Source organism: Microvirga sp. jy35, assembly GCF_056148915.1.
This window is the reverse complement of sequence record NZ_JBWBEW010000017.1, coordinates 15,232-38,809: the sequence shown is the minus strand read 5'-3', so window position 1 is coordinate 38,809 and position 23,578 is coordinate 15,232. Positions and strand designations below refer to the sequence as shown.

Annotated in this window: 15 protein-coding genes; 9 read left to right on the top strand and 6 right to left on the bottom strand. The window is 64.1% G+C overall.

The window, feature by feature from the left end:
* Nucleotides 1-230: 230 nt before the first annotated feature.
* Entirely contained in the window at nt 231-887 is a 657-nt protein-coding gene (locus AC0QTX_RS14350) for an alpha/beta hydrolase (protein WP_474604500.1), read from the top strand.
* Nucleotides 888-1,041: 154 nt separating this feature from the next.
* On the opposite strand, the gene AC0QTX_RS14345 is transcribed toward AC0QTX_RS14350, so the two are convergent.
* Nucleotides 1,042-3,711: a M10 family metallopeptidase C-terminal domain-containing protein gene (locus tag AC0QTX_RS14345; RefSeq protein ID WP_474604499.1), complete on the bottom strand. Its 2,670-nt coding sequence runs from the start codon at nt 3,709-3,711 to the stop codon at nt 1,042-1,044.
* A 205-nt stretch (nt 3,712-3,916) separates the two neighbouring features.
* Between AC0QTX_RS14345 and tyrS the strand changes: the two genes are divergently transcribed.
* Nucleotides 3,917-5,179 carry a tyrosine--tRNA ligase gene (gene tyrS, locus AC0QTX_RS14340; protein WP_474604498.1) on the top strand — a complete coding sequence of 421 codons (1,263 nt, stop codon included), beginning with the start codon at nt 3,917-3,919 and terminating at the stop codon, nt 5,177-5,179.
* Nucleotides 5,180-5,181: 2 nt separating this feature from the next.
* On the opposite strand, the gene AC0QTX_RS14335 is transcribed toward tyrS, so the two are convergent.
* Nucleotides 5,182-8,580: a hypothetical protein gene (locus AC0QTX_RS14335; protein WP_474604497.1), complete on the bottom strand. Its 3,399-nt coding sequence runs from the start codon at nt 8,578-8,580 to the stop codon at nt 5,182-5,184.
* A 227-nt stretch (nt 8,581-8,807) separates the two neighbouring features.
* On the opposite strand from AC0QTX_RS14335, the gene AC0QTX_RS14330 reads away from it, so the two are divergent.
* Nucleotides 8,808-9,275, top strand: a complete 468-nt coding sequence (locus tag AC0QTX_RS14330) for a peroxiredoxin (RefSeq protein WP_474604496.1) — start codon at nt 8,808-8,810, stop codon at nt 9,273-9,275.
* 36 nt (nt 9,276-9,311) lie between these two features.
* Here AC0QTX_RS14330 and prfB read toward each other — a convergent pair.
* The 3 genes from prfB to AC0QTX_RS14315 all read right to left on the bottom strand — a co-directional run bounded on the left by prfB (nt 9,312) and on the right by AC0QTX_RS14315 (nt 14,424).
* A protein-coding gene (gene prfB, locus AC0QTX_RS14325; protein WP_474604495.1) for a peptide chain release factor 2 occupies nt 9,312-10,440 on the bottom strand; the annotation gives its coding sequence in 2 pieces (ribosomal slippage) (nt 9,312-10,370 and nt 10,372-10,440; 1,128 coding nt in all).
* A gap of 181 nt (nt 10,441-10,621) precedes the next feature.
* The gene (locus AC0QTX_RS14320; RefSeq protein ID WP_474604565.1) at nt 10,622-13,069 is read right to left on the bottom strand and encodes a penicillin-binding protein 1A; all 2,448 of its coding nucleotides are present in this window, start codon (nt 13,067-13,069) and stop codon (nt 10,622-10,624) included.
* 110 nt (nt 13,070-13,179) lie between these two features.
* On the bottom strand, nt 13,180-14,424 hold the full coding sequence (locus tag AC0QTX_RS14315; RefSeq protein WP_474604494.1) for an N-acetylmuramoyl-L-alanine amidase: 1,245 nt from the start codon (nt 14,422-14,424) through the stop codon (nt 13,180-13,182).
* A 720-nt stretch (nt 14,425-15,144) separates the two neighbouring features.
* Here AC0QTX_RS14315 and AC0QTX_RS14310 point away from each other — a divergent pair.
* Nucleotides 15,145-17,871 carry a ribonuclease E/G gene (locus tag AC0QTX_RS14310; protein WP_474604493.1) on the top strand — a complete coding sequence of 909 codons (2,727 nt, stop codon included), beginning with the start codon at nt 15,145-15,147 and terminating at the stop codon, nt 17,869-17,871.
* A 99-nt stretch (nt 17,872-17,970) separates the two neighbouring features.
* On the opposite strand, the gene AC0QTX_RS14305 is transcribed toward AC0QTX_RS14310, so the two are convergent.
* Nucleotides 17,971-19,152, bottom strand: coding sequence for a pyridoxal phosphate-dependent aminotransferase (locus tag AC0QTX_RS14305; protein ID WP_474604492.1), 1,182 nt, complete (start codon nt 19,150-19,152; stop codon nt 17,971-17,973).
* Between the two features lie 319 nt (nt 19,153-19,471).
* Between AC0QTX_RS14305 and AC0QTX_RS14300 the strand changes: the two genes are divergently transcribed.
* The 5 genes from AC0QTX_RS14300 (at nt 19,472) to AC0QTX_RS14280 (ending at nt 23,502) form a co-directional block, all read left to right on the top strand.
* Complete coding sequence (locus AC0QTX_RS14300) at nt 19,472-20,251, top strand: DsbA family protein (RefSeq protein WP_474604491.1); 780 nt, start codon at nt 19,472-19,474, stop codon at nt 20,249-20,251.
* A gap of 271 nt (nt 20,252-20,522) precedes the next feature.
* Nucleotides 20,523-20,990 (top strand): type II 3-dehydroquinate dehydratase, encoded by a 468-nt coding sequence (aroQ, locus tag AC0QTX_RS14295; protein WP_474604490.1) that lies wholly within the window; start codon nt 20,523-20,525, stop codon nt 20,988-20,990.
* 27 nt (nt 20,991-21,017) lie between these two features.
* On the top strand, nt 21,018-21,491 hold the full coding sequence (gene accB / locus AC0QTX_RS14290; protein WP_474604489.1) for an acetyl-CoA carboxylase biotin carboxyl carrier protein: 474 nt from the start codon (nt 21,018-21,020) through the stop codon (nt 21,489-21,491).
* 8 nt (nt 21,492-21,499) lie between these two features.
* Nucleotides 21,500-22,861, top strand: a complete 1,362-nt coding sequence (gene accC, locus AC0QTX_RS14285; protein WP_474604488.1) for an acetyl-CoA carboxylase biotin carboxylase subunit — start codon at nt 21,500-21,502, stop codon at nt 22,859-22,861.
* A gap of 80 nt (nt 22,862-22,941) precedes the next feature.
* Nucleotides 22,942-23,502, top strand: a complete 561-nt coding sequence (locus AC0QTX_RS14280; RefSeq protein ID WP_474604487.1) for a class I SAM-dependent methyltransferase — start codon at nt 22,942-22,944, stop codon at nt 23,500-23,502.
* The last annotated feature ends 76 nt before the right edge of the window (nt 23,503-23,578 follow it).

The following is a 23,578-nucleotide window of genomic DNA, read 5'->3' as shown; positions in this document are numbered from 1 at the left end:
GCCTGAAGGCCTCACGAAATTCTTGCAATCGACCCTGGTTGCCGTGCTAAAGCACCGCAACCACATCTGCCCGATGTTTCATCCTATGCCCCAAGCCTTGCGGGCATGTGAAACAATGAAGCATTTTAGAATAGTTCTAAGGGTTCTTTTATGAGGATCCGCGACCTGAAGTCAAGGTCGTTCCGGATTCCCCCTCTCCTGATGGAGAGGTGTTCGAGAGGTTCGCGTTTATGCCTGAAGTCATCTTCACGGGTCCAGCCGGTCGCATCGAGGGCCGCTACCAGCCGGCCAAGGAGAAGGGCGCTCCCATCGCCATCATCCTGCACCCGCACCCGCAGTTCGGCGGGACGATGAACAACCAGATCGTCTACAACCTGTATTATGACTTCGCGAAGCGAGGCTTCTCGGTGCTGCGGTTCAACTTCCGCGGCGTCGGCCGCAGCCAGGGCGCCTTCGACCACGGCCAGGGCGAGCTGTCGGATGCCGCTGCGGCTCTCGACTGGGCCCAGGCCATGAACCCTGATGCCCGCGCCTGCTGGATTGCCGGCGTGTCCTTCGGCGCCTGGATCGGCATGCAACTCCTCATGCGCCGTCCGGAGATCGAGGGCTTCATCTCCATCGCCGCCATGGCCAACCGCTACGACTTCTCGTTTCTTGCCCCCTGCCCGTCCTCCGGCCTGTTCGTGCATGGCTCGGAAGACCGCGTCGCGCCCGTCAAGGACGTGGTCAGCGTCATCGAGAAGGTGAAGACGCAGAAAGGCGTAAAGCTCGAACATGCGGTGATCGACGGTGCCAACCACTTCTTCGACGGCAGGGTCGACGAGTTGATGGTGTCCGTGGACGAATACCTGGACAAGCGCCTCGGCACGACCGAGGAAGCGGCCTGAGGCGCTGAGGACCAGCACGCCTCTGCTTCACGTCGCTCCTGTGAGCTTGAAGCCGGCCTGATGAGGGCCGGCTTTGTCGTATCCGAGTTCCCTGGACTCACGGCAAAAAGAAAGGCCGTCTTTGCGCCGGCCTTTTCCTGTCCCAGCCTTCCGCTCAGACGAGCAGGAAGTGGTAGTTCGTGAGGTTGTGCCCGGCACCGATGGACGCGAACTTGACCTGCCCGGCCGCCAGACCGGCCCCATCGGCATCGTAGGAGAGTTCCCCACTCGTCCTGTTGTAGATGATGCGGTGAGCCCCTGTCGTGGCAGCGGCACCGATCGTGAAGGCGGCGCTGTCAAGATAGGAGGCTCCGGTCGCTTTGCTGAAGATGCCACGGCTGAGCTGAATCAAGTCGTCTCCCGCGCTGAAGTCTTCGATCGTATCCACATTGCCGGTTCCCAACCACGTATCGAAGCGGAAGTAATCCCGGCCGGTCGCGCCCACGAGCCAGTCGATACCATCCCCGCCCGAGAGAGTATCGGAGTGGTCGCCGCCGTGGATCCAGTCGTTGCCGCCGTCGCCCATCAGCAGGTCGTTGCCGCCCCAGCCGTAGAGCGAGTTGCCAAACCAGCTGCCATACAGGGAGTCCGCATGGCTCGATCCCTGCAGGCCCTCGATTGAGTCGTATGCGTCGCCATAGGCGTCGCCCGTATTGACCATGGGATTGCCAAGACTCACCACAACGCCCGAGGCGGCGTTCCAGTAGATGGCGAAGTCGAAGCCTTCGCCTCCTACAAGGTGATCGCCACCCATGCGGCCTTCCAGCACGTCGTCGCCTGCGCCGCCGTACAGGCCATCCCAGCCCGCTTGGCCGTGCAGCTGGTCGCCATAGGCCGAACCCTGAATGCCCTCGATCGAGACATAAAGGTCTCCGGCAGCCTCACCGCTGCTGCGAGCCATGTTGGCCCGATCTACGATGATGCCGGAGGATGCGCCGGAATAATCCGCGACATCGAAGCCGTCGCCGCCGTCGAGCCGGTCGGCGTCCGCGCCACCCTCCAAACGATCATCTCCGGCGCCGCCGTATAGGGTGTCGCTTCCGCCGAAGCCTTTGAGAACGTCATGGCCGACATCCGCCAAGAAGGCATTCGCAGCGGCGTTGCCTTCCATCACGTCGCTGTACATTGAGCCTCCGATCAACTCGATGGATGTATAGACGTCGCCCGCAGCCTCGCCGGCATTGCGGCTGACATCATGCAGAAAGATCTGCACGGCTCCGGCGGCGCCCCAATAGCTCACGGTGTCCGAGCCCGCTCCCCCATCGAGCCGGTCCGCACCTGCCCCACCGTCCATACGATCACTGCCGTCACCACCGGAGAGCGCGTCGCTCCCGGCCCCACCCTTCAGGGTGTCATCGCCCGCATCACCCCAGAAGCCATTGGCGGAGCCGTCGCCCTCCAGCACGTCGCCGAAGCGCGACCCGTCGATCACCTCGATCCCGGAGTAGGTGTCGCCTGCGGCCTCGCCTTTGTTGTAGCCCGTTCCCCAAAGATAGACCTGCACCGCACCGGCCGCCGCCCAATAGCTCACCGTGTCCCAGTCAGCTCCGCCTTCCAGGCGATCCGCGCCCGAACCGCCATAAAGCTTGTCGTTGCCGTCACCGCCAGTGAGAGTGTCGTTGCCGAGGCCGCCATGGAGCTCGTAATGGCCTAAGCCCCCCTTCAGGGAGTTGTTCGCCTGATTGCCGGTGATCTTGTCGTTGCCGCTGCCGCCGATCGCATTCTCGATGAGTGAGCGCGCGTCACCATTGTATTGGAAGGCGTTGTAGACGTTCCCGTTGACGAACAGGCCACCACCTTTTTCAGCCAGCTGCTTTTTGGAGAAGCGCGAGTAGCCGCCTGGACCGAGGTCGATCAACGCATTGTCGCTGAAATTCGACATGTCATAGGTGTCAATGCCGCCGCCGTCCCAGATGGTCAGGAAGATCTTGCCGAGATACGTACTGCCCTGGTTGGCGGCGTTGACGGACATAGCACCCGAGAACGCATCCCAGGTATAAACCGTATCGGCCGCATTGGTGCTGAAGTCGGCGCCATACATCGCCTGCAGGGCGGCAATGTCATACTGCATGAAGCTCTGGGGCGCCTGCGCGGTGTCGTTGTACGACATCACCGTGTATTCATAGGTATCGCGCACGGCCGACATCTTCGGCAGGCCTGGAACCTCATCGTGGGAATGCTTCAAGCCCAGCGAGTGCCCCAGTTCATGCAGGATGAGGGCATATTTCTGCGTCCCCTTCTTAACGTTCGTCGACAAACCGCCGACGATCCAGGTCTCTCCACCATAAGCCGGCATCCCCGGGTAACAGCCGGTGCTGCTGGTGATGAACTGCCCGGGGATGAAGCTTGCAACCTTGATATTCGCGTCGTTGCGCCCCGCATAGGCAACGCCCACGCTGACATAGCCGGCCACAGCGGCCATGGCCTCATGCACGGCAGTCTCTGATTGCAGCGAGAGGCGTTCGAACCCTGTCGCATGAGGGTTGAGTGCGGAGTAGTCATCCCGATAATCCGGCAGGGAATAGGTGATCGTCGACCCATTCCATTTGGAGCCTGACATCAGCGCCTGAACGTCACTGTCGGGATGGGATGGGGTGAAGTACTTCACATCGCCGATGACCATGCCCGGAAAAGCCTTGCCCAATGCAGAGTTGAACCAGAGAGGCAGTTCCAGAATGCTGCTCTTGATGGAATCGGCTATGGAGTTGAACACATCGGCGACGCCTCGCCCGACACTCTCCGCTGTATCGGAAATCCAATCCAGCACATCGTTGTACCAGGACATGGTCACATCACCTTTTGATACTATGTTTCACAAGTAGAACTGTGATAAACCTGCGTCAAGCTGACGCAGCGTAAGCATCAGGATGTGGCGTGGCCCGGCCGCCCTATAGAGCGGCAAACTCCGTGCCATAAGCAAAACCACGTGAATTCCCGCAACGAAGCTGTTAGAGGGACCCTCCACTTATGACGAGCCAGAGAGAGACGCGATGAACGCGCCGAAATCCGATTTTCTGAAGGTGCTCACCGAGCGGGGCTTCATTCACCAGACCTCCGATTTCGAGGGGGTTGATGCGGCGGCGCTCGAGAACCGGCTTACCACCTATGTGGGCTACGACTGCACTGGCCCGTCTCTCCATGTAGGCCACCTGCTCTCGATCATGATGCTGCACTGGCTGCAGAAAACCGGCGCCGGCCGGCCGATCACGCTCATGGGCGGCGGCACGACCCGGGTGGGCGACCCATCGGGCAAGGACGAGAGCCGCAAGCTCCTGACCGTCGAGCAGATCGAGGCCAACAAGGACAGCATCAGGACGGTCTTTTCGCGCTTCATCTCTTTCGGCGAGGCCAAGACAGACGCCATGATGGTCGACAACGCCGAGTGGCTGACGAAGCTGAACTACATCGAGTTCCTGCGCGACGTGGGCCGGCACTTCTCCGTCAACCGCATGCTGTCCTTCGACAGCGTGAAGCTGCGTCTCGACCGGGAGCACGAGCTGTCGTTCCTGGAATTCAACTACATGATCCTCCAGGCTTATGACTTCGTGGAGCTCAACAAGCGCTACGGCTGCATCCTGCAGATGGGTGGCTCCGACCAGTGGGGCAACATCGTCAATGGCATCGATCTCGGTCGCCGCCTCGGTACGCCGCAGCTCTACGCCGTCACGTGCCCGCTGCTCACCACCGCATCCGGCGCCAAGATGGGCAAGACGGCCTCAGGGGCGGTCTGGCTCAATGCCGACATGCTGAGCCCATATGATTACTGGCAGTTCTGGCGCAACACCGAGGACGCGGATGTCGCCCGCTTCCTGAAGCTCTTCACCATCCTGCCCATGGACGAGATCGCCCGGCTCGAGGCGCTCCAGGGCGCCGACATCAACGAGGCGAAGAAGGTTCTCGCAACGGAAGCGACCGCCCTCCTCCATGGCCGCGAGGCGGCGGAGCTGGCGGCGGAGACCGCCCGCAAGACCTTCGAACAGGGGACGCTGGCAGAAAGCCTGCCCACGATCGAGATCCCGTCCGACGTCCTCAAAGGCGGGATCGGGGTGCTGGCGGCCTTCGGACCGGACTACGCCAAGCTCGTGCCCTCCTCGAGCGAGGCGCGCCGGCAGGTCAAGAGCGGCGGCCTCAAGGTCAACGACCAGACCATCTCGGACGAGCGGGGCACTTTGAACCTGTCGGACGTCACGGCCGAGGGGGTGATCAAGCTATCCTTCGGCAAGAAGAAGCACGTTCTCCTGCGCGCCGTGTAGGTTTACCGATCGGGAGCCGCGGGCAGCGATCCTGTCTGCGGCTCTCTCTCGGCTCCCACGCCGAAGAGCTTGCGCAGGAAGCCTGGAGCCACCGCGGAGAGCGGATTGACCGACAGTGACGGCGCGCTCGCCTGCCCGTTCAGGCGGAAATTGACGGCGAACAGACCCTCGTTCTGCCCCCCGCCCAGCAGCGGGCCGAACAGCGGCACCTGGGCGAAGACATTGTTGAGCCCGTAGGCCGGCACGAAGGTTCCCGAGACATCGAGACGGTCGCGGGCATAGTCGATGAACCCGCCGAGCGTGAATCCGATCTGGTTGCCCCAGATGGCCGCATCCTTGAAATCGAGGCGCCCGGCGCTGCGGGAGAACTCGAGCCTCGCCTTGGTGAACTGGACCTCGTTCACGTCCACCCGGACCAGCTGAGGCTTTCCGGCCTGATCGCGCCCTGCGACGACCTGTGTCTGGGTCGGGATGATGCGGCGCAGGGCCGGTTCGTTGACCAGCGCGAAGGAGTGCATGATCACATGACCGGCCTGCGGCTCGTCTCCTGTGGAGAGCTGCAGGATGAGGCTGCCGCGCGACATGCGCTTGTAGACGTCGGTGAACCGCAGGAGCGCGCCCGCATCCTCAGCCTGGATGATGACCACCGGAGTGCCTCCAGCCTGGGGAATGGTGCGGCCCAGGATGTCCGTCGCGCCGAGGCGTCCCTTCAGGTCGAGCTGGCGCAGGCTGTCCTTGCGCATTGAGGCCTTGACGGAGGCATTGGTGATCGCCTCCTCGTTGAAGCCGGTTAGGATGTTGAGGTTCAGGTCGAGATCGAAATCCTTGCTGTCCTTGCTCGCCGCCCCGCTGCGCCCGGCGGCAGGGGTTGTTCCTCCGCCTCTCACGAAAGGCCGCGCATCGCCCACGTTGCCCCGGATCTGGACCTTGTAGACGCCGCCGGAACGCTCGATCTGCGCGCGCATGTCGTCGCCGGGCGAGAGCTTGAAGGTCGAGAGCTCCGCCTTGTCCAGGCCGCCCTCGTTGTTGAGCGTGGCATGGCCCCGGAGCTGGACATTGCCGCTGTCGAGCTGCAGGTCCCGGATTTCGCTGGTCGGCCCGTCGACCATGGTGAAGGTGAGCTTGCCCGGCCTGCCCGCGGGCTTCACCCAGCCTGGAACGAGCTGATCGATACCGGCCTTGGCCAGGTCCGCCTCGACATTGATGACCGGCGGCGCGTTCTCGCCCAGCGGCAGGCTCGCCTTGAGGCCGACGGTGCCGGTAAGCTGTGAGCCCAGGGAAAGCCCGCGCCGGCTGCGTGCAGCCTCGTCGAGGGAGAAGGCCACGCTGGCCTGCCCGCCCTGGCGGTTCTTCTGCAGGTCGACGACAGCCGCGCTGCCAGCGAGCTTGCCGTTGCCTTTGACGGAGAGATCGCCCCGGTCATAGGCGATGGTCAGGTCGGCGCCCTCGAGACGATCCTTCCCGAAGAAGCCGTCGACGCCGAAATCGCTGATCGTTCCGCCGACCTTCAGTGGTAGGTCCTTGAACTCGGGAATGTCATGAACCGGCAGGCTGAGGCCGACCCGCAGATCCGTCTTTCCCTTCATGGTGGCGGGATCGATGTTGAACCCCGCGATCTCCTTGATGCGCGGCTCCAGCAGCAGCGCGCCCAAGCCGTCGGCACCTCCCGTGAGGCGGAAGTCGATGCGCGCCACCCCGTTGTCGTCCCAGTAATTGTCCAGGACAAAGACGCCCTCGGAGGCCGACAGGGTGCGATTGCCCGCCATTTGAACCAGGCCGGCGGGCGCGCGCACCAGCACCTTCGTTCCTGTCACACGGCCGGTCGCGTTCATTCCCGATATGGGCGGAATGCCTTCGTCGACCTGCAGCGTGCCGTTGGAGACGGCGAAGGCGATCTTCAGGGACTCGTCGGGGGTCGGGCCGCCGGTCAGCGCCTTCTCGATATCGGCGCCCGCCATCGCCACCTTGAGGTCGATGGATTCGAGCATCCCGGCCTTCAGATGGGACACCAGATAGCGCCTCACCGGAGGGGCTACGGCCTCCGGCCAGAGCCGCAGAGCCGAGCGGATATCGGTCTTTTCGGCCTGCACCTCGAGATTCAGCCCTTTGGGGTCGGCGGTGGCCGCCAGGAGGCCGCTGATGCGGGCGGAAAGCTCCGGACCTTTGAGGGTGATGCCGTTGATCCGGACGCCGTCGTGACCGGAGAGGTCGGCCGCGAATTCACCGACCTGCAAGGGCCGGTCCCCTGCGGCGGCTCCCGACCAGGCGATGTCCCGTCCGCCCAGGCTCAGGCGCCATGGATTATTGCCATTGGGAGCGAGAAGACGGCCCTGCAAACGCAGGTTCGTGTCCCCGCCTTTTGCCTCGATGCGCTCCAGCTCAAGGGCTTTCGCCGCCTCGTCCCAGTGCGCCTCGATGACGGCCTTCTCGACCGGGAACGGAGACGTATCCTCGTCCTGGATCTGGATCGTGCCGGGGCTGCTCTCGAGACGGGCCTTCAGCTCCGTCACGCGCCTTTCCGCGAATGCCAGGTCGAACCGGCCCGAGAACTCCAGGTCCGTGGTCGCCGGCACGTCCGAGGCTCCGGAGAGTAGAAGAATGTCCGTGATCGGCGCCCGCTCCGCCACGATGCTGGCCCGGTACGCGTCCTTGCCTTCCACGTTGGCATCGCCGTTCAGCTGCCAGGGGCCCTGCGGTCCCTCGACCGTTGCTGCGAACCGGCGACCGCCGTTCTCGGTCCAGTCGAAGGCCGCGTCGACCCGCTGGAACCTCGCCCGCTCGCGGCCATCCGCATCGATGAACACCAGACGCGCATTAGTCAGCTGCGCTTGGTTGAGGGAATTCAGAACGCTTACGGGGCCGACAATGAGGTCTAGCAGCGATCCGACGGTGCCGGAGACGGGAGAGGGTCCGTTGCCGTCACGGGCCATCGACGCAGCCGCCTCCTTGGAAGGCTCCAGCACTGAGGGGGCTGGCTGTGCTCCCTCCCCGTCGGCTCCCTGCACGGGCGAGAAGGAGAGCGAGCCGTCCCGATTCACGCGGATGCGCAATTGCAGGTCGCGCACCTCGATGGCCTTGGGCTGCAGATTGGCCGTCAGGAGCGAGGTCAGATCCGCGCTCAGGATGGCATACGGAGCCCGGAGCACGAGATCGCCGCCTGGGGCGCGGATATCGAGGCCGTTCGCGCGGAGTGCCGGCGAGCCGTCATGCAGCTCGATTGCGGTATTGCGCAGCGTCACTTTCCAACCGGGCCCGATGCGCGCCGCCAGCGCCTCGGCGACCCGCTCGGGCAGGCGCCCGAAGCTCATGGGGGCGGCCGCCAGGCGCAGATAGAGCAGGCCGAAGGCGGCTGTCAGGAAGACGATCAGCCCAAGCTTCACATAGAGAGTGCCACGCAACACGCGCCTGAGCAGGCTTCGCTTGACCGGGTCTCGCCGGGACAACGTGTTACGAAAGGGCAGCTTCATTCCTGTGACGTTTGGCGATCCGGTTCTTGCGCATAGGCGCTAATCAGGGAATCAGAAGGTGAGACCTTAACCGTCTCGGGTGCCTCCCGCGACTGTTTCCCCAGCAGTCGTGCACACCAGAGGTTTCCAAACAGTACATTCCGCCAAAAGGAAGGCGATTCATGTCTCTTACCGTTGGAACCATGGCCCCGGCCTTCTCCCTGCCTGCGACAGATGGTCGGGAGATCGGCCTCGGCGATCTGAAGGGCCATAAGGTCGTGCTCTACTTCTACCCGAAGGACGACACCAGCGGCTGCACCCTGGAGGCGCAGAACTTTCAAGCGCTGAAAGCAGAGTTCGCCGCGGCGGATACAGAGATCGTCGGGGTTTCGCCCGACAGCTTGAAGAGCCACGACAAGTTCCGGGCCAAGTATGGATTGGACTTCGCCCTTGCCTCAGACGAGGCCACGGCCATGCTGCAGGCCTATGGCGTCTGGGTCGAAAAAAGCATGTACGGCCGCAAATACATGGGGGTCGAACGCACGACCGTGCTGATCGACCGCAACGGGACAATCGCCAAGCTTTGGACCAAGGTGAAGGTTGAGGGCCACGTTGAAGAGGTACTCGCTACGGCGAAGACACTCCCATAGGAGAAAAGCCGCTCCTGAGGAGCGGCCCTTACTGTTTTAGTCAATATCCTCGACCTCGTCCGCGCCGCCATAAACCCGCTGGGCGAGCGAGGCTTCCATGAAGGGGTCGAGGTCGCCGTCGAGTACGTCCTGCGGGCTCGTGGACTGGGCGCCGGTGCGCAGGTCCTTCACCATCTGGTAGGGCTGCAGCACGTAGGAGCGGATCTGGTGCCCCCAGCCGATATCCGTCTTGGCGGCGGCCTCGGCGCTGGCCTTCTCCTCGCGCTTCTTCAGCTCGGCCTCGTAGAGGCGGGCCCGCAGCATGTTCCAGGCGGTGGCCCGGTTCTTGTGCTGGGAGCGTTCCTGCTGGCAGGCCACCACGATGCCGCTCGGAATATGCGTGATGCGCACGGCCGAGTCGGTGGTGTTCACGTGCTGGCCGCCCGCGCCGGATGAGCGGAACGTGTCGATGCGGCAGTCGGATTCCTTGATCTCGATGTTGATCCGGTCGTCGACCACCGGATAGACCCACACGGACGCGAAGCTCGTGTGGCGTCGGGCATTCGAATCGTAGGGCGAGATGCGCACGAGGCGATGCACCCCGGACTCTGTCTTGAGCCAGCCATAGGCATTGTGGCCCTTGATCAGGAGCGTGGCACTCTTGATGCCGGCCTCTTCGCCGTCGGTGATTTCCAGCAGCTCGACCTTGTACTTCCGGCGCTCGGCCCATCGGGCATACATGCGCTGAAGCATGTTGGCCCAATCCTGGCTTTCCGTGCCGCCGGCGCCCGAATGCACTTCCACATAGGTATCATTCGCATCGGCCTCCCCCGAGAGCAGGGTCTCGACCTGACGGCGGGCCGCCTCGGCCTGAAGGCTGCGGATCGCCTCCTCGCCTTCCTTGATGGTCCCCTCGTCGTCCTCGGCCTCGCCGAGCTCGATCAACGTGATGGCGTCCTCGAGCTCCTGCCCGAGACGCTTCACGGCCGAGATCTGGTCCTCCAGGGAGGTGCGTTCGCGCATGATCTTCTGCGCGGCTTCCGCATCGTTCCAGAGGTTGGGGTCTTCGGCTTGGGCGTTCAGTTCCGCGAGGCGGCGCTGGGCGGTATCCCAGTCAAAGATGCCTCCTCAGCAGCCCGACAGACTGCTTGGTCTCTTCTACGAGGTGTTGGATTTCGGCGCGCATTGTTCCGTTCGTTCTGTCCGTGCCTGTGATGACGGCGTCTTAGAGCATTGGGCCTCAAAGGGGAATGCACTTCGAGGTCAGATGCTTTGAGCCGACCGGCGGAAGCCCTCCAGCCAAGGCAGGCTGGAGGGCTTCCGGTTCTCCTGATGTGGATGGGCGTCGATATGGCGGCGTGAGCCCGTCAGTACAATCCACCGGCTCCTACGCCGCCGGCCTGCCGGGGCGCTCCTGGAGGAGCCGGCGCGTACTCCGCCTGCGGGATCTCCTCGGGCTCCGGAGGGATGAATTCCGGAGGAGACTGTCCAGGCTTGAAGGCCTCAAGGATCGTGCCTCCGCCCTCACCGCCCGCGCGGGTGCCGGTCGAGGCGTTGACGCGGATGAGCTTGATGCCGGGCGGCACCCGGAACGGCGTCGCAGGCTTGTCCTTCAAGGCCATCTGCATGAAGTCGCGGAAGACCGGCGCCGCGTACTGGCCGGCGGTTGCCGCGTTGCCGAGCGACTTCGGCTGGTCGTAGCCCAGGAACACGCCCACGGCGAGATCCGGCGAGAAGCCGACGAACCACACGTCCTTGGCGTCGTTGGTGGTGCCGGTCTTGCCCGCGAGCGGCTTGCCGACGGCCTTGACCGTCTGGGCGGTACCACGCTGGACCACACCCTCAAGAATCGATGTCATCTGGTACGCCGTGAGGGGGTCGAGCACCTGCTCCCGGTTCTCGGTGAGCTTGGGCGCAGCGCCGCCATCCCACTTCTCCGCACTACAGTTCGCGCATTTGCGGTCGTCGTGACGGTAGATCGTCCGGCCGTTGCGGTCCTGGATCTGGTCGATGAGAGTCGGCTTGATGCGGCGTCCCCCGTTGGCGAACATTGAGTAGGCCGCCGTCATGCGCATCACGGTCGTCTCGCCGGCACCCAGCGACATGGAGAGAAGCGGCAGCATGTCGTCATAGACGCCGAAACGCCGGGAATATTCCGAGATCATCGGCATACCGACCTCGTTCGAGAGGCGGACCGTCATCAGGTTCTTGGAATGCTCGATGCCGTAGCGCAGGGTGCGAAGGCCGCCCGACTTGCCGTCGTAGTTCTTAGGCGCCCACGCCTCCTGGCCAGGCCCCATATCGAGCACGAAAGGCGCGTCCATGATCTGGGATGAGGGCGTATAGCCATTGTCGAGAGCCGTTGCGTAGACGAGCGGCTTGAACGACGAGCCCGGCTGGCGCATGGCCTGGATGGCGCGGTTGAACTCGCTCTGGTCGTAGGAGAATCCGCCCACCATGGCGTGAACGCGGCCCGTATTGGGGTCCATGGCGACGATGGCGCCGGAGATCTCGGGCATCTGACGCAGGCGGAACTGGCCCTCCTTGTCCGCGAGAGGCTCCACATAGACCACATCGCCGACCGACAGCGCCTTATCGACGCTGCGGCGGGTCCATTTCACGCCTTCAGCGGTGACTAGCCCGGTTTCGCGGTCCTTGACCAGCTGGCCGGAGGCCTCTCGCTTCGGCTGCAGACCGACCCTGGCGCGGCCGCCGGCCACCTCCAGCACCACCGCAAGGCGCCAGGGCTGGACATCGCCGAGCACCGGCACTTCCGATAGGGCAAGGCCCCATTCACGGCCCGCCAGATCGATCTTCTGCTGGGCGCCGCGCCAGCCGCGCGCCTCGTCGAAGCGCACCAGGCCGTCCACGAGGGACTTGCGCGCCATGGCCTGCATCTTGGGATCGAGGGTGGAGCGGATCAGCAGGCCGCCCTCGTAGAGGCTTTCCTCGCCATAGCGTTCGGCGATGTCGCGGCGCACGCCTTCGGCGAAATAGCCCGACGCGATGCTGTTCGGGGAGACCATCCGCGGCTTGACGTTGAGCGGCTCCTTCTGGGCCTCGGCTGCCGCTTCCTGCGAGATATAGCCGTTGACGGCCATGCGCTCGATCACCCAGTTCCTGCGCTCGACCGCGGCCTTGCGCTGGCGGAAGGGATGGTAGTTGTTCGGACCCTTGGGGAGCGCGGCGATATAGGCGGATTCGGCGATGGTCAGCTCGTGGATCGACTTGCCGAAATAGTCGAGGGCCGCGGCCGCGATGCCGTGAAGGTTGCGGCCCGGGGTCAGGGTGCCGAGAAAGATCTCGTTGAGATAGAGCTCGAGGATCTTGTCCTTCGAAAAGGTCGATTCCATGCGCAGCGCGATCAGCGCCTCGCGGATCTTGCGCTCGTAGCTGCGCTCGTTGCCGACGAGGAAGTTCTTGGCGACCTGCTGGGTGATGGTGGAGGCGCCCTGCTCCCGCGATCCGCCCGAGCGCAGGTTGACCACGACAGCGCGCATGAGCCCTTCCGGGTCGATGCCGGGATGCTTGTAGAAATTCTTGTCCTCAGCCGACAGGAAGGCGCCGATAATAAGCTTGGGCACAGAGTCGATCGGCACATAGAGCCGGCGCTCGCGGGCGTATTCGGCGATCAGGCTGCCATCCGACGCGTGGATGCGGGTCATCACCGGCGGCTCGTAAGTCTCGAGCTGCGCGTGATCCGGCAGATCCTTCGAATAGAACCAGAATCCATAGGCAAGCCCCACAGCGCCGATCAGGAAGAAGATCGCTCCAACGCTAAAGAGGAAGCCGAAAAATCGTAGGACGAAGCGCATCCGAAGGTATTCCATGACGGCGCCTTGAAGCGCCCGTTTATGTAGATCTTGAAACGCGGACCCTCGTTAGCCGATGAATCGCGCCCCCGCTACGGGTATCCACACTCTATCTATGGTAAAACTGCGGCAGCACCCCTCCGGGCGAACCGTGTATCGAAAAAACGATCCACGGCACTCGACATGGCCGAGACCATCTTGGCCCGCCATTCCTCGGACATCAACAAGTCCAAGTCTTTTTGGCTCGACAGATAGCCAAGCTCGACGAGAACGGACGGAATATCGTGCGCCCGCAGCACCTGGAAACGAGCCTGCCGATGGGGGTTCTTGTTGAGACGTGCGACGGAGTCGAACTCGCCCACGAGCCGGCTGGCGAAGCCGTGGGAGAAGCCACGGGTTTCCCGAAGGGTCAGGTCCATCAGGATGTCGGACACCTCGTCAGGCATCTCACCCGACTCGATGCCCGCTACCGCATCGGCCTTATTCTCGCGATCCGCCAGGCGGGCTGAGTCCGCGTCGGATGCCCGCTCCGATCCTGTATAGACCGTCAGCCCCCGCACGTCCTGACCGCCCGAAATCGAATCCGCATGGATGGAGATGAAGAGGTCGGCCTGGGCGGCGCGCGCGGCGCGCACCCGGTCGCCGAGGGACACGAATACGTCCTGCTCCCGGGTCAGGAGCAACTTGTAGCGACCGCTTTCCTCGAGCTTCCGCTTCAGCCGCTGGGCAAAGGACAGGACCAGGTCCTTCTCGGCTATGCTCCCGGAGGATGCTGCCGCACCCGGATCGATGCCGCCGTGTCCTGGATCGATCATGATCACCGGCCGGGCGTCCTTCGAAGCCTGGACAACGGGCGCGGGAGCGTCCTTCGCCGGAGGGGAGCCACCAGCCGCAGCCTTGCGGAACTCCTCCCGATCGGCACGGGAGAGCTCGATGGTCAGGATCGTGGCGGCACCCGTGGCGTCGGGCATGGTCGTCATGCCGGACACGACAGCCGGCTGCGTCAGTTCCATCACCACCCGCGAGCGCCCAGGCGCGAAGAGGCCGTAGCGGTAGGATGCGATGAGCCCCTCCTTGCTGCGTCCGGCCTCGGCCGGGAGGTGGAAGGCGACCTCCGGCAGGTCGATGATCAGCCTGTCCGGGCGCTCCATGAGGGAAACCTGGGCGGACACAGCCTTCGAAAGGGTCACCTTGAACCGTGTCTTCGTCCCGTCCGCCTCGACGGCAGCGGCGGCCGCGATGATCGGGGTCGCGGGCTTCGCGCCGTCCCCCACCGCCCAGGCACGCCCCGCCCCGGCGGCGAGAATGATCGCCACGAGGCACGCGCCGGCAAGGCGTATGAGAAGGGTGATGGGCATCGCTGACCGCTGTGGTTTCGAGCATCGGACCCAAAAGTGGAGGCCACTTTTGGGATCGATCCGATGCTCGATCCCTCAAGCGGCGCATCGTTGATGCGGAAAACCGGGCCCACTTTTCCGCACGATGCGCTGACGTCCTTTCCTATACTGATAGCCAGCGTTTGGTTAACGGAACCTCACGCCCGGCGGGACTTTATTGAGACTCTGTTGCATTCATGGCACAGTAAGACAGCATCTTGCCAAATGCCCCATTCGATCTGTAATGATCATGACCCCGTCCGGCATGGCCGAATCTGACGGCGGCTCCGAGGGAGACGGTTGTGTTGACCGATCCTTCAGGGATCGCCTCACCCTCGACAGGCTCACGGACAGGATCACAGGGCGACTCCCGTCGCCACTCGCCGATGGCCGGTTCACCCGGCTCATCGATATCTACGAAAGGGCCGTCTCGAATGGTTGCACACACGAAGTCAGCTATGACCTTCGTTTCTGCATCGTTCGAATCGCGCGTATCCCTTCGCGCACGCCCCAGCACCACCCTTTCCGGTCCAGCGCCGGCCCAATTCAACCCAAAATGCGCCCCTTCGCGGCGCAGGATGGCGATCGACAGCACTCCGAACGCAATTTCAGCTCGCCGCCTTCGCTTGCGGCGTGCCTTACCGCCCACAATGCGGCCCCTGCCTCAGGTCCTGCCCTCGATCGCCATGTCGAGAGTTCAACATGGCAAACAAGATGCTCATCGATGCCTCCCACCCGGAAGAAACCCGGGTCGTGGTGGTACGCGGTCAGAAGGTCGAAGAATTCGACTTCGAATCCGCTAACCGGAAGCAACTGCGCGGGAATATCTATCTCGCCAAGGTTACCCGGGTCGAACCGTCTCTCCAGGCGGCCTTTGTGGAATACGGCGGAAACCGCCACGGGTTCCTCGCTTTCAGCGAAATCCATCCCGATTACTATCAGATCCCGGTCGCCGACCGTCAGGCTCTGCTCGAGGCCGAGGCGGAAGCCCAGCGCGAGGAGGAGCACGAGGAGGAGCGCCGCAGCAACCGCCGCCGCCGCCGTTCCTCGCCGCGCCGCGCCGAAAACAGCGAGGCCATCGTTTCGACCGAAGCCGAGGCTGGCACGGTAGAGGCGGCTGAAGCGGGCGATGCTTCCGACCAAGTGGAGGCCGCCGGCGAATCGAATGATGCTCCGCAGCTGGAGGCTTCCGAAGCCGCATCGGCCGAGGGCGAGGCTACAGCCCCCAGCGAGGGCGCCGAGGAGGCTGCGGTCGAAGCCGTTGAGGCGTCGGCGCATGTCGAGCCGGCTCAGGACGAGGATGCCTCGGACGAAGCTGAGGCCCGTTCCACCGAGGACGATCAGGAATCGTCCGACGAGGACGAAGAGCACGAAGACGAAGACGACGATGAGGAGTTGGAAGAGCACGAGATCGTCGAGCAGCTCGGCGGCGACGATGCCATCGAGGACCTGCCCCAGCGCCGGCGCACGCCGCGCAAGCAGTACAAGATCCAGGAAGTCATCAAGCGGCGCCAGATCCTTCTGGTCCAGGTCGTCAAGGAAGAGCGCGGCAACAAGGGGGCGGCGCTCACCACCTACCTGTCGCTTGCCGGGCGCTATTCGGTGCTCATGCCCAACACGGGCCGGGGCGGCGGCATCTCGCGCAAGATCACCAATGCGGCCGACCGCAAGCGCCTGAAGGAAATCGCCCAGGAGCTGGAGGTGCCCGAGGGAATGGGCATCATCCTGCGCACGGCCGGCGCCTCGCGCACCAAGCCCGAGATCAAGCGCGACTACGAATACCTGATGCGCCTGTGGGAGAGCGTGCGCGAGCTGACCCTGAAGTCCGCCGCCCCTGCCCTCGTCTACGAGGAAGGCTCCCTCATCAAGCGCGCCATCCGCGACCTCTACAACAAGGACATCGACGATGTGATGGTCTCCGGCGAGGACGGCTATCGCGAGGCCAAGGACTTCATGCGGATGCTCATGCCGAGCCATTCGAAGCTGGTCCAGCCCTACCGCGACCCGCAGCCTCTCTTCGCCAAGTTCGGTGTCGAGGCCCAGCTCGATGCCATGTTCTCGAACGTGGTGACGCTGAAGTCCGGCGGCTATCTCGTCATCAACCCGACGGAAGCGCTCGTCTCCATCGACGTGAACTCGGGCCGCTCCACCCGCGAGCACAATATCGAGGACACGGCCCTTCGGACGAACCTCGAAGCCTCAGAGGAGATCGCTCGCCAGCTGCGCCTGCGCGATCTCGCTGGCCTCATCGTCATCGACTTCATCGACATGGAGGAGAAGCGGAACAACCGCGCCGTCGAAAAGAAGCTGAACGAGTGCCTGAAGAACGACCGCGCCCGCATCCAGGTGGGCCGCATCTCGCCCTTCGGCCTGCTCGAGATGTCGCGCCAGCGCATCCGCACGGGCGTGCTCGAATCATCCTCGATCCCCTGCCCCCACTGCGCCGGCACCGGCTTCGTGCGCTCGACGCCGTCCGTCGCCCTGCAGGTGCTGCGCTCGATCGAGGAAACCCTCATCAAGAATGCCAGTTACAACCTCGTGGTCCGCACCAGGATGGAAGCGGCCTTCTACATCCTGAACCAGAAGCGCATTCACCTGCGCGAGCTGGAGAGCCGCTTCGGCGTCGCGATCTCCATCGTGGCCGACGACACCCTGCAGGGCCACACGACCTACGCCATCGACCGCGGCGATCCGGCCCTCAAGCTGGAGCACAAGTCGGCCGCGACCGGCATCCAGATCGATGCCATCATCCCCATCGACGAGCCCGTCGAGGAGGATGAGGTCGAGACCGAGGAGGAGACCGCAGAGGACACCCAGGCCGCCGGCGAGGAGCGTGGCGAGCAGGGCGAAAGCGAAAGCGAAGGTGACCGTCGCCGTCGTCGGCGCCGTCGCCGCCGCCGGGGACGCGACCGCGAGGCCTCCGCTGGAGCTGACCAGACAGACGAGAGCGCCGAGGGCGACGAACCTGAAGGTGAGTCCGGCGACGAAGAGACGGAAACCCAGACGTCCGAAGCCGAGGCAGCCCCGGCTGAATCAGGCGAATCCGACGACGAGCGCGCAGGACGTCGCCGCCGTCGCGGGCGCCGCGGCGGTCGCGGGCGCGGCCGTGACGAGGCGGTCGAGCTCGCCCAGGAGGACGGTTTGGTCGCCTCCGATCAGGCACTGGCCGCACCGGCCTCCGATGCGACCTCTCCCGCGGACGGGCAGCCTGTGGCCGAGGCTCTCAAGCCAGCCGCCGAGGAAGAGCCCATCGTGGCTCCGTCTCAACCCGTTGCGCAACCCGTGGCGGAGGAGCCTGCCGCTCCCGCCCCTGCGCCGGCCATCCCCGAACCCGAACCGGTCGCCGTGGTGCTGACCCCGCCCGACCCGGAGCGCCCGAAGCGCGCCGGCTGGTGGTCCAAGGCCAAGTCGGTTCTGAGCGGTTCGTAAGACAAAAAGAAATGCCCGGCCTTGAGCCGGGCATTTTCATTCAGGCCCGATGTCTCCCCTGTCATGGCCGGGACAAGGCAGGTGATGACGAGAGTGGTGCTACCTCAACCACCCCTTCAGCCGCGCCACCGTCTCGCGGCAATCGCTCTCGGAGCCGGCGAACGACAGGCGCAGGTAGTGCGAGCCCTCGATGGGATCGAAGTCGAGGCCCGGGGTTGCGGCGACCCCTGCCTCCTCCAGCATGCGCTTCGAGAAGCCGATGGAATCGTTCGTAAAGCGGGCAATGTCGGCATAGATGTAGAAGGCCCCGTCCACCGGGTGCATCTCGGTGATGCCGATCCCCGGCAGCTCCTCCAGCAGATAGGCGCGGTTGCGGGCGTAGCCTGCCTTGACGGCTTCCAGCTCCTCCATGGCATCGAAGGCGGCGAGCGCGGCAACCTGCGACAGGTAGGGCGGCGAGATGTAGAGGTTCTGGGCCAGCCTCTCAATGGGCCGCACCAGCCGCTCCGGCACCAAGATCCAGCCGATGCGCCAGCCCGTCATGCAGTAATATTTGGAGAACGAGTTGATCACCACCGCGTCCTCGTCCGAGGCGAGCGCCGTCGAGGCCGGTTCGCCATAGGTGAGGCCGTGGTAGATCTCGTCGGACACGAACCACAGCCCCAGCCGACGGCAGGTCTCGCCGAGTTCGGCGAGCGCCTTGCGGCCGATCATGGTGCCGGAGGGGTTGGCCGGGCTCATGGCCAGGATGCCGTGCAGAGGCTTCTCCGCATGGGCCTTTGCGATGGCCTCGGCGGTCATGATCCAGCCGTCCGCCTTGGCGAGCGGGATCGTCACCGGCTCGATGCCGAGCGCCTCCAGGATGTTGCGATAGGCCGGGTAACCCGGCGCCGTGATCGCCACCCGCTGACCCGGATCGAAAAGGCTTAGGAAAGCCAGCACGAAGCCTGCCGAGGAGCCGGTGGTCACCACGACGCGCTCGGGCGCGATGCTCACCCCATAGGTGTCCCTGTAGTGCCGCGCGATCCGCTCGCGCAGCGCGGATAGCCCAAGGGCCTCCGTATAGCCGATGCGACCCAGGTCGAGGGCTGCCTTCGCGGCCTCACGCGCCGCGCGGGGCGCAGGCGCGGAGGGCTGGCCCACCTCCATATGGATCACGCTGTCCCCGCGGCGTTCCTTGGCCGCGGCCGCGCTCAGCACGTCCATGGCGAGGAACGAGGCCACACGGTCCATGCGGCGCGCGATGAGGGGCTGGTGGAGACTGGCAGGTGCTTTGGTCATGAACAGAGTTCGTAACCGGTTGGAGAACCGGTCTCAAGACGGTTCTTCGGGAATGAGCCGTCATTGCCGTCCTGGCCATCGCCGGCCTTGTGCCGGTGATCCCGGTCTGTGAGGCGCGGTGCTTTTCAGCATCGGGATGGCCGGAACAAGCCCGGCCATGACGCGCCAGACGCAATCCCCACCAACGAAACGAAGCCGTGATTTGACGCCCCTGGCCTCGAGCCGCTAACTCGCAGGAGAACGGACGAGTCTCAACTCCGCCTTGAACCACTCTTAAGGATCGGACTTGTCTAGAAGAATTCTCCGCAAAGGACCCGATATGCGCTCTTCGCTTCTCAAACTCGGCCAGGCCGTGGCCCTTGTCGGCACGTTGGCCATTGCCCCCGCCGCGATGGCGCAGAGCGCGGTTTTCACCGACCAGCAGAAGCAGGCCATCGGCGAGATCGTGAAGGACTATCTCCTGAAGAACCCGGAGGTTCTGACCGAGGTCATTTCCGAACTCGAGAAGCGCCAGTCGGAAGCCCAGCAGGTGGCCCAGGCCGGCGCCGTCAAGGAAACCCGGCAGTCGCTGCTGAACGCCTCGCACTCCTACGTGGTCGGCAACCTCTCGGGCGACGTCACCCTGGTCGAGTTCTTCGATTACAACTGCGGCTACTGCAAGAAGGCGCTGGCGGACGTCCAGAGCCTCATGAAAAGCGATTCCAAGCTTCGGGTCGTCCTGAAGGACTTCCCAGTGCTCGGACCGGATTCCGTCGAGGCCAGCCGGGTGGCGCTTGCCGTCAAGAACCAACTCCAGGGCCAGAGGCTCCTGGACTACCACGTCAAGGTCATGGACACCCGCGGACGGGTAAACGGCGAGCGCGCCATGGCGGTCGCCAAGGAAATGGGCGTCGACATGGGACGCCTGCAGAAGGACGTGGAGAGCGCGGAGATCCGCAACGCCCTCCAGGAGAACATGGCGCTGGGCGACAAGCTGAGCCTCTCCGGAACCCCGGCCTTCATCGTCGGCGACACGGTCATCCCCGGGGCCGTCGGCCTGGAGCCCCTGAAGCAGCTCGTGGACAATGTCCGCCAGTGCGGAAAGGCGAACTGCGGGTAGGACCGAAACTGGCTTCAGTGCCGCCTGTCCTCATCTCCTACGCGTCATCACCGGTCTTGTGCCGGTGATCCCGATCAGTGGAGGAACGGTGCTTTTCAGAAAGGGATGGCCGGGACGAGCCCGGCCATGACGGGAAAAGCGGCCTGCTCACTCTACGGAACCCCTGCCAAGCTTGGGAAAGCCCCGGTTTTCCCCTTCCCCCCTGCCCACCTTTTGGCTAAGAGGGCGTTTCGGCTCCGCCTGACGGAGCTTCAAGGAATGCTCCTTATCGATGACCACCGTTTTCGTCCTCAACGGACCCAATCTCAACCTGCTCGGCCGCAGGGAGCCTCAGATCTATGGCAGCACCACGCTTGCCGACATCGAGAAGCTCGTGCGCGAGAAGGCGGAGGCACTGGGGACAGCGGTCACGTTCCGCCAATCGAACCATGAGGGACATCTGGTCGATTGGATCCAGGAGGCAGGAGCGCAAGGGGCCGGCATCGTCATCAATGCCGGAGCCTACACCCACACCTCGATCGCGCTCCGCGATGCCATCTCCGGCAGCGGCGCGCCGACGGTCGAGATCCATCTTTCGAACGTTCATGCTCGCGAGGGCTTCCGCCATCGCTCGCTCATAGCGCCCGTCTCCGTCGGCGTGATCTGTGGTTTCGGGCCCATGAGCTATCTGCTCGGCCTGGAAGCGGTTCACCGGGTGATGGCCGAGCGGGCCCGCCAGGCGAAGGCCTCTCAGCACTAATTCCTCAAAAAAGCAGAGGTAAGCCCCATGGCCAAGGAAAACCCTTTCGATCCTGATCTCGTCCGCGAGCTGGCGAACCTGATCGCCGACACGGATCTCAGCGAGATCGAAGTGGAGAAGGGCGACCTTCGCATTCGCGTGGCGCGCATGGTCACCGCCGCTGTTACCGTTCCGGTGGCGGCCCCCGCGGCTCACCATGCCCCCGTCGTCGCCCCGCCCCCGTCTGCGGCGGGTGCTGAAGCTGCCGGGAAGCCCGGCGCGCCCAACCCGGGCGCCGTGCTCTCGCCCATGGTCGGCACCGCCTACCGCAAGCCCTCCCCCGACGCGAAGAACTTCGTCGAGATCGGCTCCAAGGTCCAGGCTGGCGACAAGGTCCTGCTCGTCGAGGCCATGAAGACCTTCAACGAGATCGTGGCGCCCCGCTCCGGCACCGTAACCGCCATCTTTGTCGAAGACGGAACTCCTGTTGAATACGGCGAACCCCTCCTCGTCATCGAGTAAGGCGCGATATGTTCGATAAGATTCTGATTGCCAATCGAGGCGAGATTGCCCTGCGGATCCTTCGCGCAGCGAAGGAGCTCGGCATCGCCACCGTGGCGGTGCATTCCACCGCCGACGCGGATGCCATGCATGTGCGCCTTGCCGACGAGAGCGTCTGCATCGGCCCGCCGGCCGCTCGCGACAGCTACCTCAACATACCGGCCCTGATCGCCGCCTGCGAGATCACCGGCGCGGACGCGATCCATCCCGGCTACGGCTTCCTGTCCGAGAACGCCCGCTTTGCGGAGGTGCTGGAGCATCACCGCATCGCCTTCATCGGCCCGAAGGCGGAGCATATCCGCATCATGGGCGACAAGATCGAGGCCAAGCGCACGGCCAAGCGCCTGGGCATCCCCTGCGTACCCGGCTCCGAGGGCGGCATCACCGATGACGACGAGGCCAAGCGCGTCGCAAAGGAGATCGGCTACCCGGTCATCATCAAGGCGGCCGCCGGCGGCGGCGGACGCGGCATGAAGGTGGCGCGGACGGAAGAAGACCTCGTCCACGCCCTGCAGACGGCCAAGACCGAGGCCAAGGCCGCCTTCGGCGATGATGCGGTCTATATCGAGAAATACCTCGAGAAGCCGCGCCACATCGAAATCCAGGTGCTCGGCGACGGCAAGGGAAACGCCATCCATCTGGGAGAGCGCGACTGCTCGCTCCAGCGCCGCCACCAGAAGGTCTGGGAGGAAGGTCCCTCGCCTGCCCTTAACCTCGAAATGCGCGAGCGCATCGGCGGGGTCGTGGCGAAAGCCATGCAGGAGCTGCAATATGCGGGCGCCGGCACCATCGAGTTCCTCTACGAGGACGGCGAGTTCTACTTCATCGAGATGAACACTCGTATTCAAGTGGAGCACCCCGTCACTGAGATGATCACCGGCATCGACCTGGTGAACGAGCAGATCCGCGTGGCGGCCGGCCATCCGCTCTCGGTCAGGCAGGAAGACGTCAGGATCGAGGGCCATGCCATCGAGTGCCGCGTGAACGCGGAGCATCCCTCGACCTTCCGCCCCTCGCCCGGCACGATCAGCTACTTCCACCCCCCGGGCGGCCTCGGCGTGCGGGTCGATTCGGCGGCCTACCAGGGCTACCGCATCCCGCCGCATTACGACTCGCTCGTCGGCAAGCTCATTGTCCACGGCCGCACCCGCAACGAGTGCCTCATGCGCCTGCGCCGGGCGTTGGACGAGTTCGTGGTGGACGGCATCGACACCACGCTCCCGCTCTTCCGCACCCTGGTGCGCAATCCGGAAATCCAGAATGGCCAGTACGACATCCACTGGCTCGAAAACTTCCTGAAGACGGGTGGATTGGGCGACGAGCAGGCATAACGGCTTGTTATGACATAGCAGGCCTTCTATTCTTTCGAGATGGAGGGCCGCGTCGTTGGAGGCGAGGCCATGGACAGTACATGCCTCGCTTTCTTCATGTCGGCTGCGGTTTCAAGCGCAAGAACCAGACCGTCAAGGCGTTCGCCACGCCCGACTGGGAGGAGGTGACGCTCGATATCGACAAGAGCGTCCGTCCGGACATCCTCGATAAGCTGCCCGAACTGTCCCTCGTCGAATCGAACAGCTTCGACGCCGTCTATTCGGCTCACAATATCGAGCATCTCTATCCGCACGAAGTTCCGCTGGCGCTGAAAGCGATGCGCCGAGTGCTCAAGCCCGATGGGTTCGTGATCCTCACCTGCCCGGATCTTCAAATCATAGGCGAGCGGTTGGCCTCGGGCGACATTGAAACGCCGATCTATACCAGCGGCATGGGACCGGTCGCCCCCCTCGATATGCTCTACGGCTTCAGGCCTGCAATGGCGGGTGGGAACCTCTACATGGCCCACCACACGGGCTTCACGCTGAAATCCCTTGCAGATGCATGCGTAGGGCCGGGTTCGCCAAGTTCTTCGGCTTCGGCGCCCGCGGAAGCACGATCTCTGGGGATTGGCGACAAAACACCCGAAAAAGGACGATGAGATCAAAGAGCTGGGCAAAATCTATCTCACCCCGGTCTGACTTAGCGTTTCGGCTATCCTATTTTGAAGGAACGGC

What these genes read in the sequence shown, in the direction of transcription:
- accC (WP_474604488.1), top strand. Translation starts at nt 21,500, where the DNA reads ATGTTCGATAAGATTCTGATTGCCAATCGAGGCGAGATTGCCCTGCGG.
- AC0QTX_RS14320 (WP_474604565.1), bottom strand. Translation starts at nt 13,069, where the DNA reads ATGCGCTTCGTCCTACGATTTTTCGGCTTCCTCTTTAGCGTTGGAGCG.
- AC0QTX_RS14350 (WP_474604500.1), top strand. Translation starts at nt 231, where the DNA reads ATGCCTGAAGTCATCTTCACGGGTCCAGCCGGTCGCATCGAGGGCCGC.
- AC0QTX_RS14310 (WP_474604493.1), top strand. Translation starts at nt 15,145, where the DNA reads ATGGCAAACAAGATGCTCATCGATGCCTCCCACCCGGAAGAAACCCGG.
- AC0QTX_RS14305 (WP_474604492.1), bottom strand. Translation starts at nt 19,152, where the DNA reads ATGACCAAAGCACCTGCCAGTCTCCACCAGCCCCTCATCGCGCGCCGC.
- accB (WP_474604489.1), top strand. Translation starts at nt 21,018, where the DNA reads ATGGCCAAGGAAAACCCTTTCGATCCTGATCTCGTCCGCGAGCTGGCG.
- tyrS (WP_474604498.1), top strand. Translation starts at nt 3,917, where the DNA reads ATGAACGCGCCGAAATCCGATTTTCTGAAGGTGCTCACCGAGCGGGGC.
- AC0QTX_RS14330 (WP_474604496.1), top strand. Translation starts at nt 8,808, where the DNA reads ATGTCTCTTACCGTTGGAACCATGGCCCCGGCCTTCTCCCTGCCTGCG.
- AC0QTX_RS14300 (WP_474604491.1), top strand. Translation starts at nt 19,472, where the DNA reads ATGCGCTCTTCGCTTCTCAAACTCGGCCAGGCCGTGGCCCTTGTCGGC.
- AC0QTX_RS14315 (WP_474604494.1), bottom strand. Translation starts at nt 14,424, where the DNA reads ATGCCCATCACCCTTCTCATACGCCTTGCCGGCGCGTGCCTCGTGGCG.
- aroQ (WP_474604490.1), top strand. Translation starts at nt 20,523, where the DNA reads ATGACCACCGTTTTCGTCCTCAACGGACCCAATCTCAACCTGCTCGGC.
- AC0QTX_RS14280 (WP_474604487.1), top strand. Translation starts at nt 22,942, where the DNA reads ATGCCTCGCTTTCTTCATGTCGGCTGCGGTTTCAAGCGCAAGAACCAG.
- AC0QTX_RS14345 (WP_474604499.1), bottom strand. Translation starts at nt 3,711, where the DNA reads ATGTCCTGGTACAACGATGTGCTGGATTGGATTTCCGATACAGCGGAG.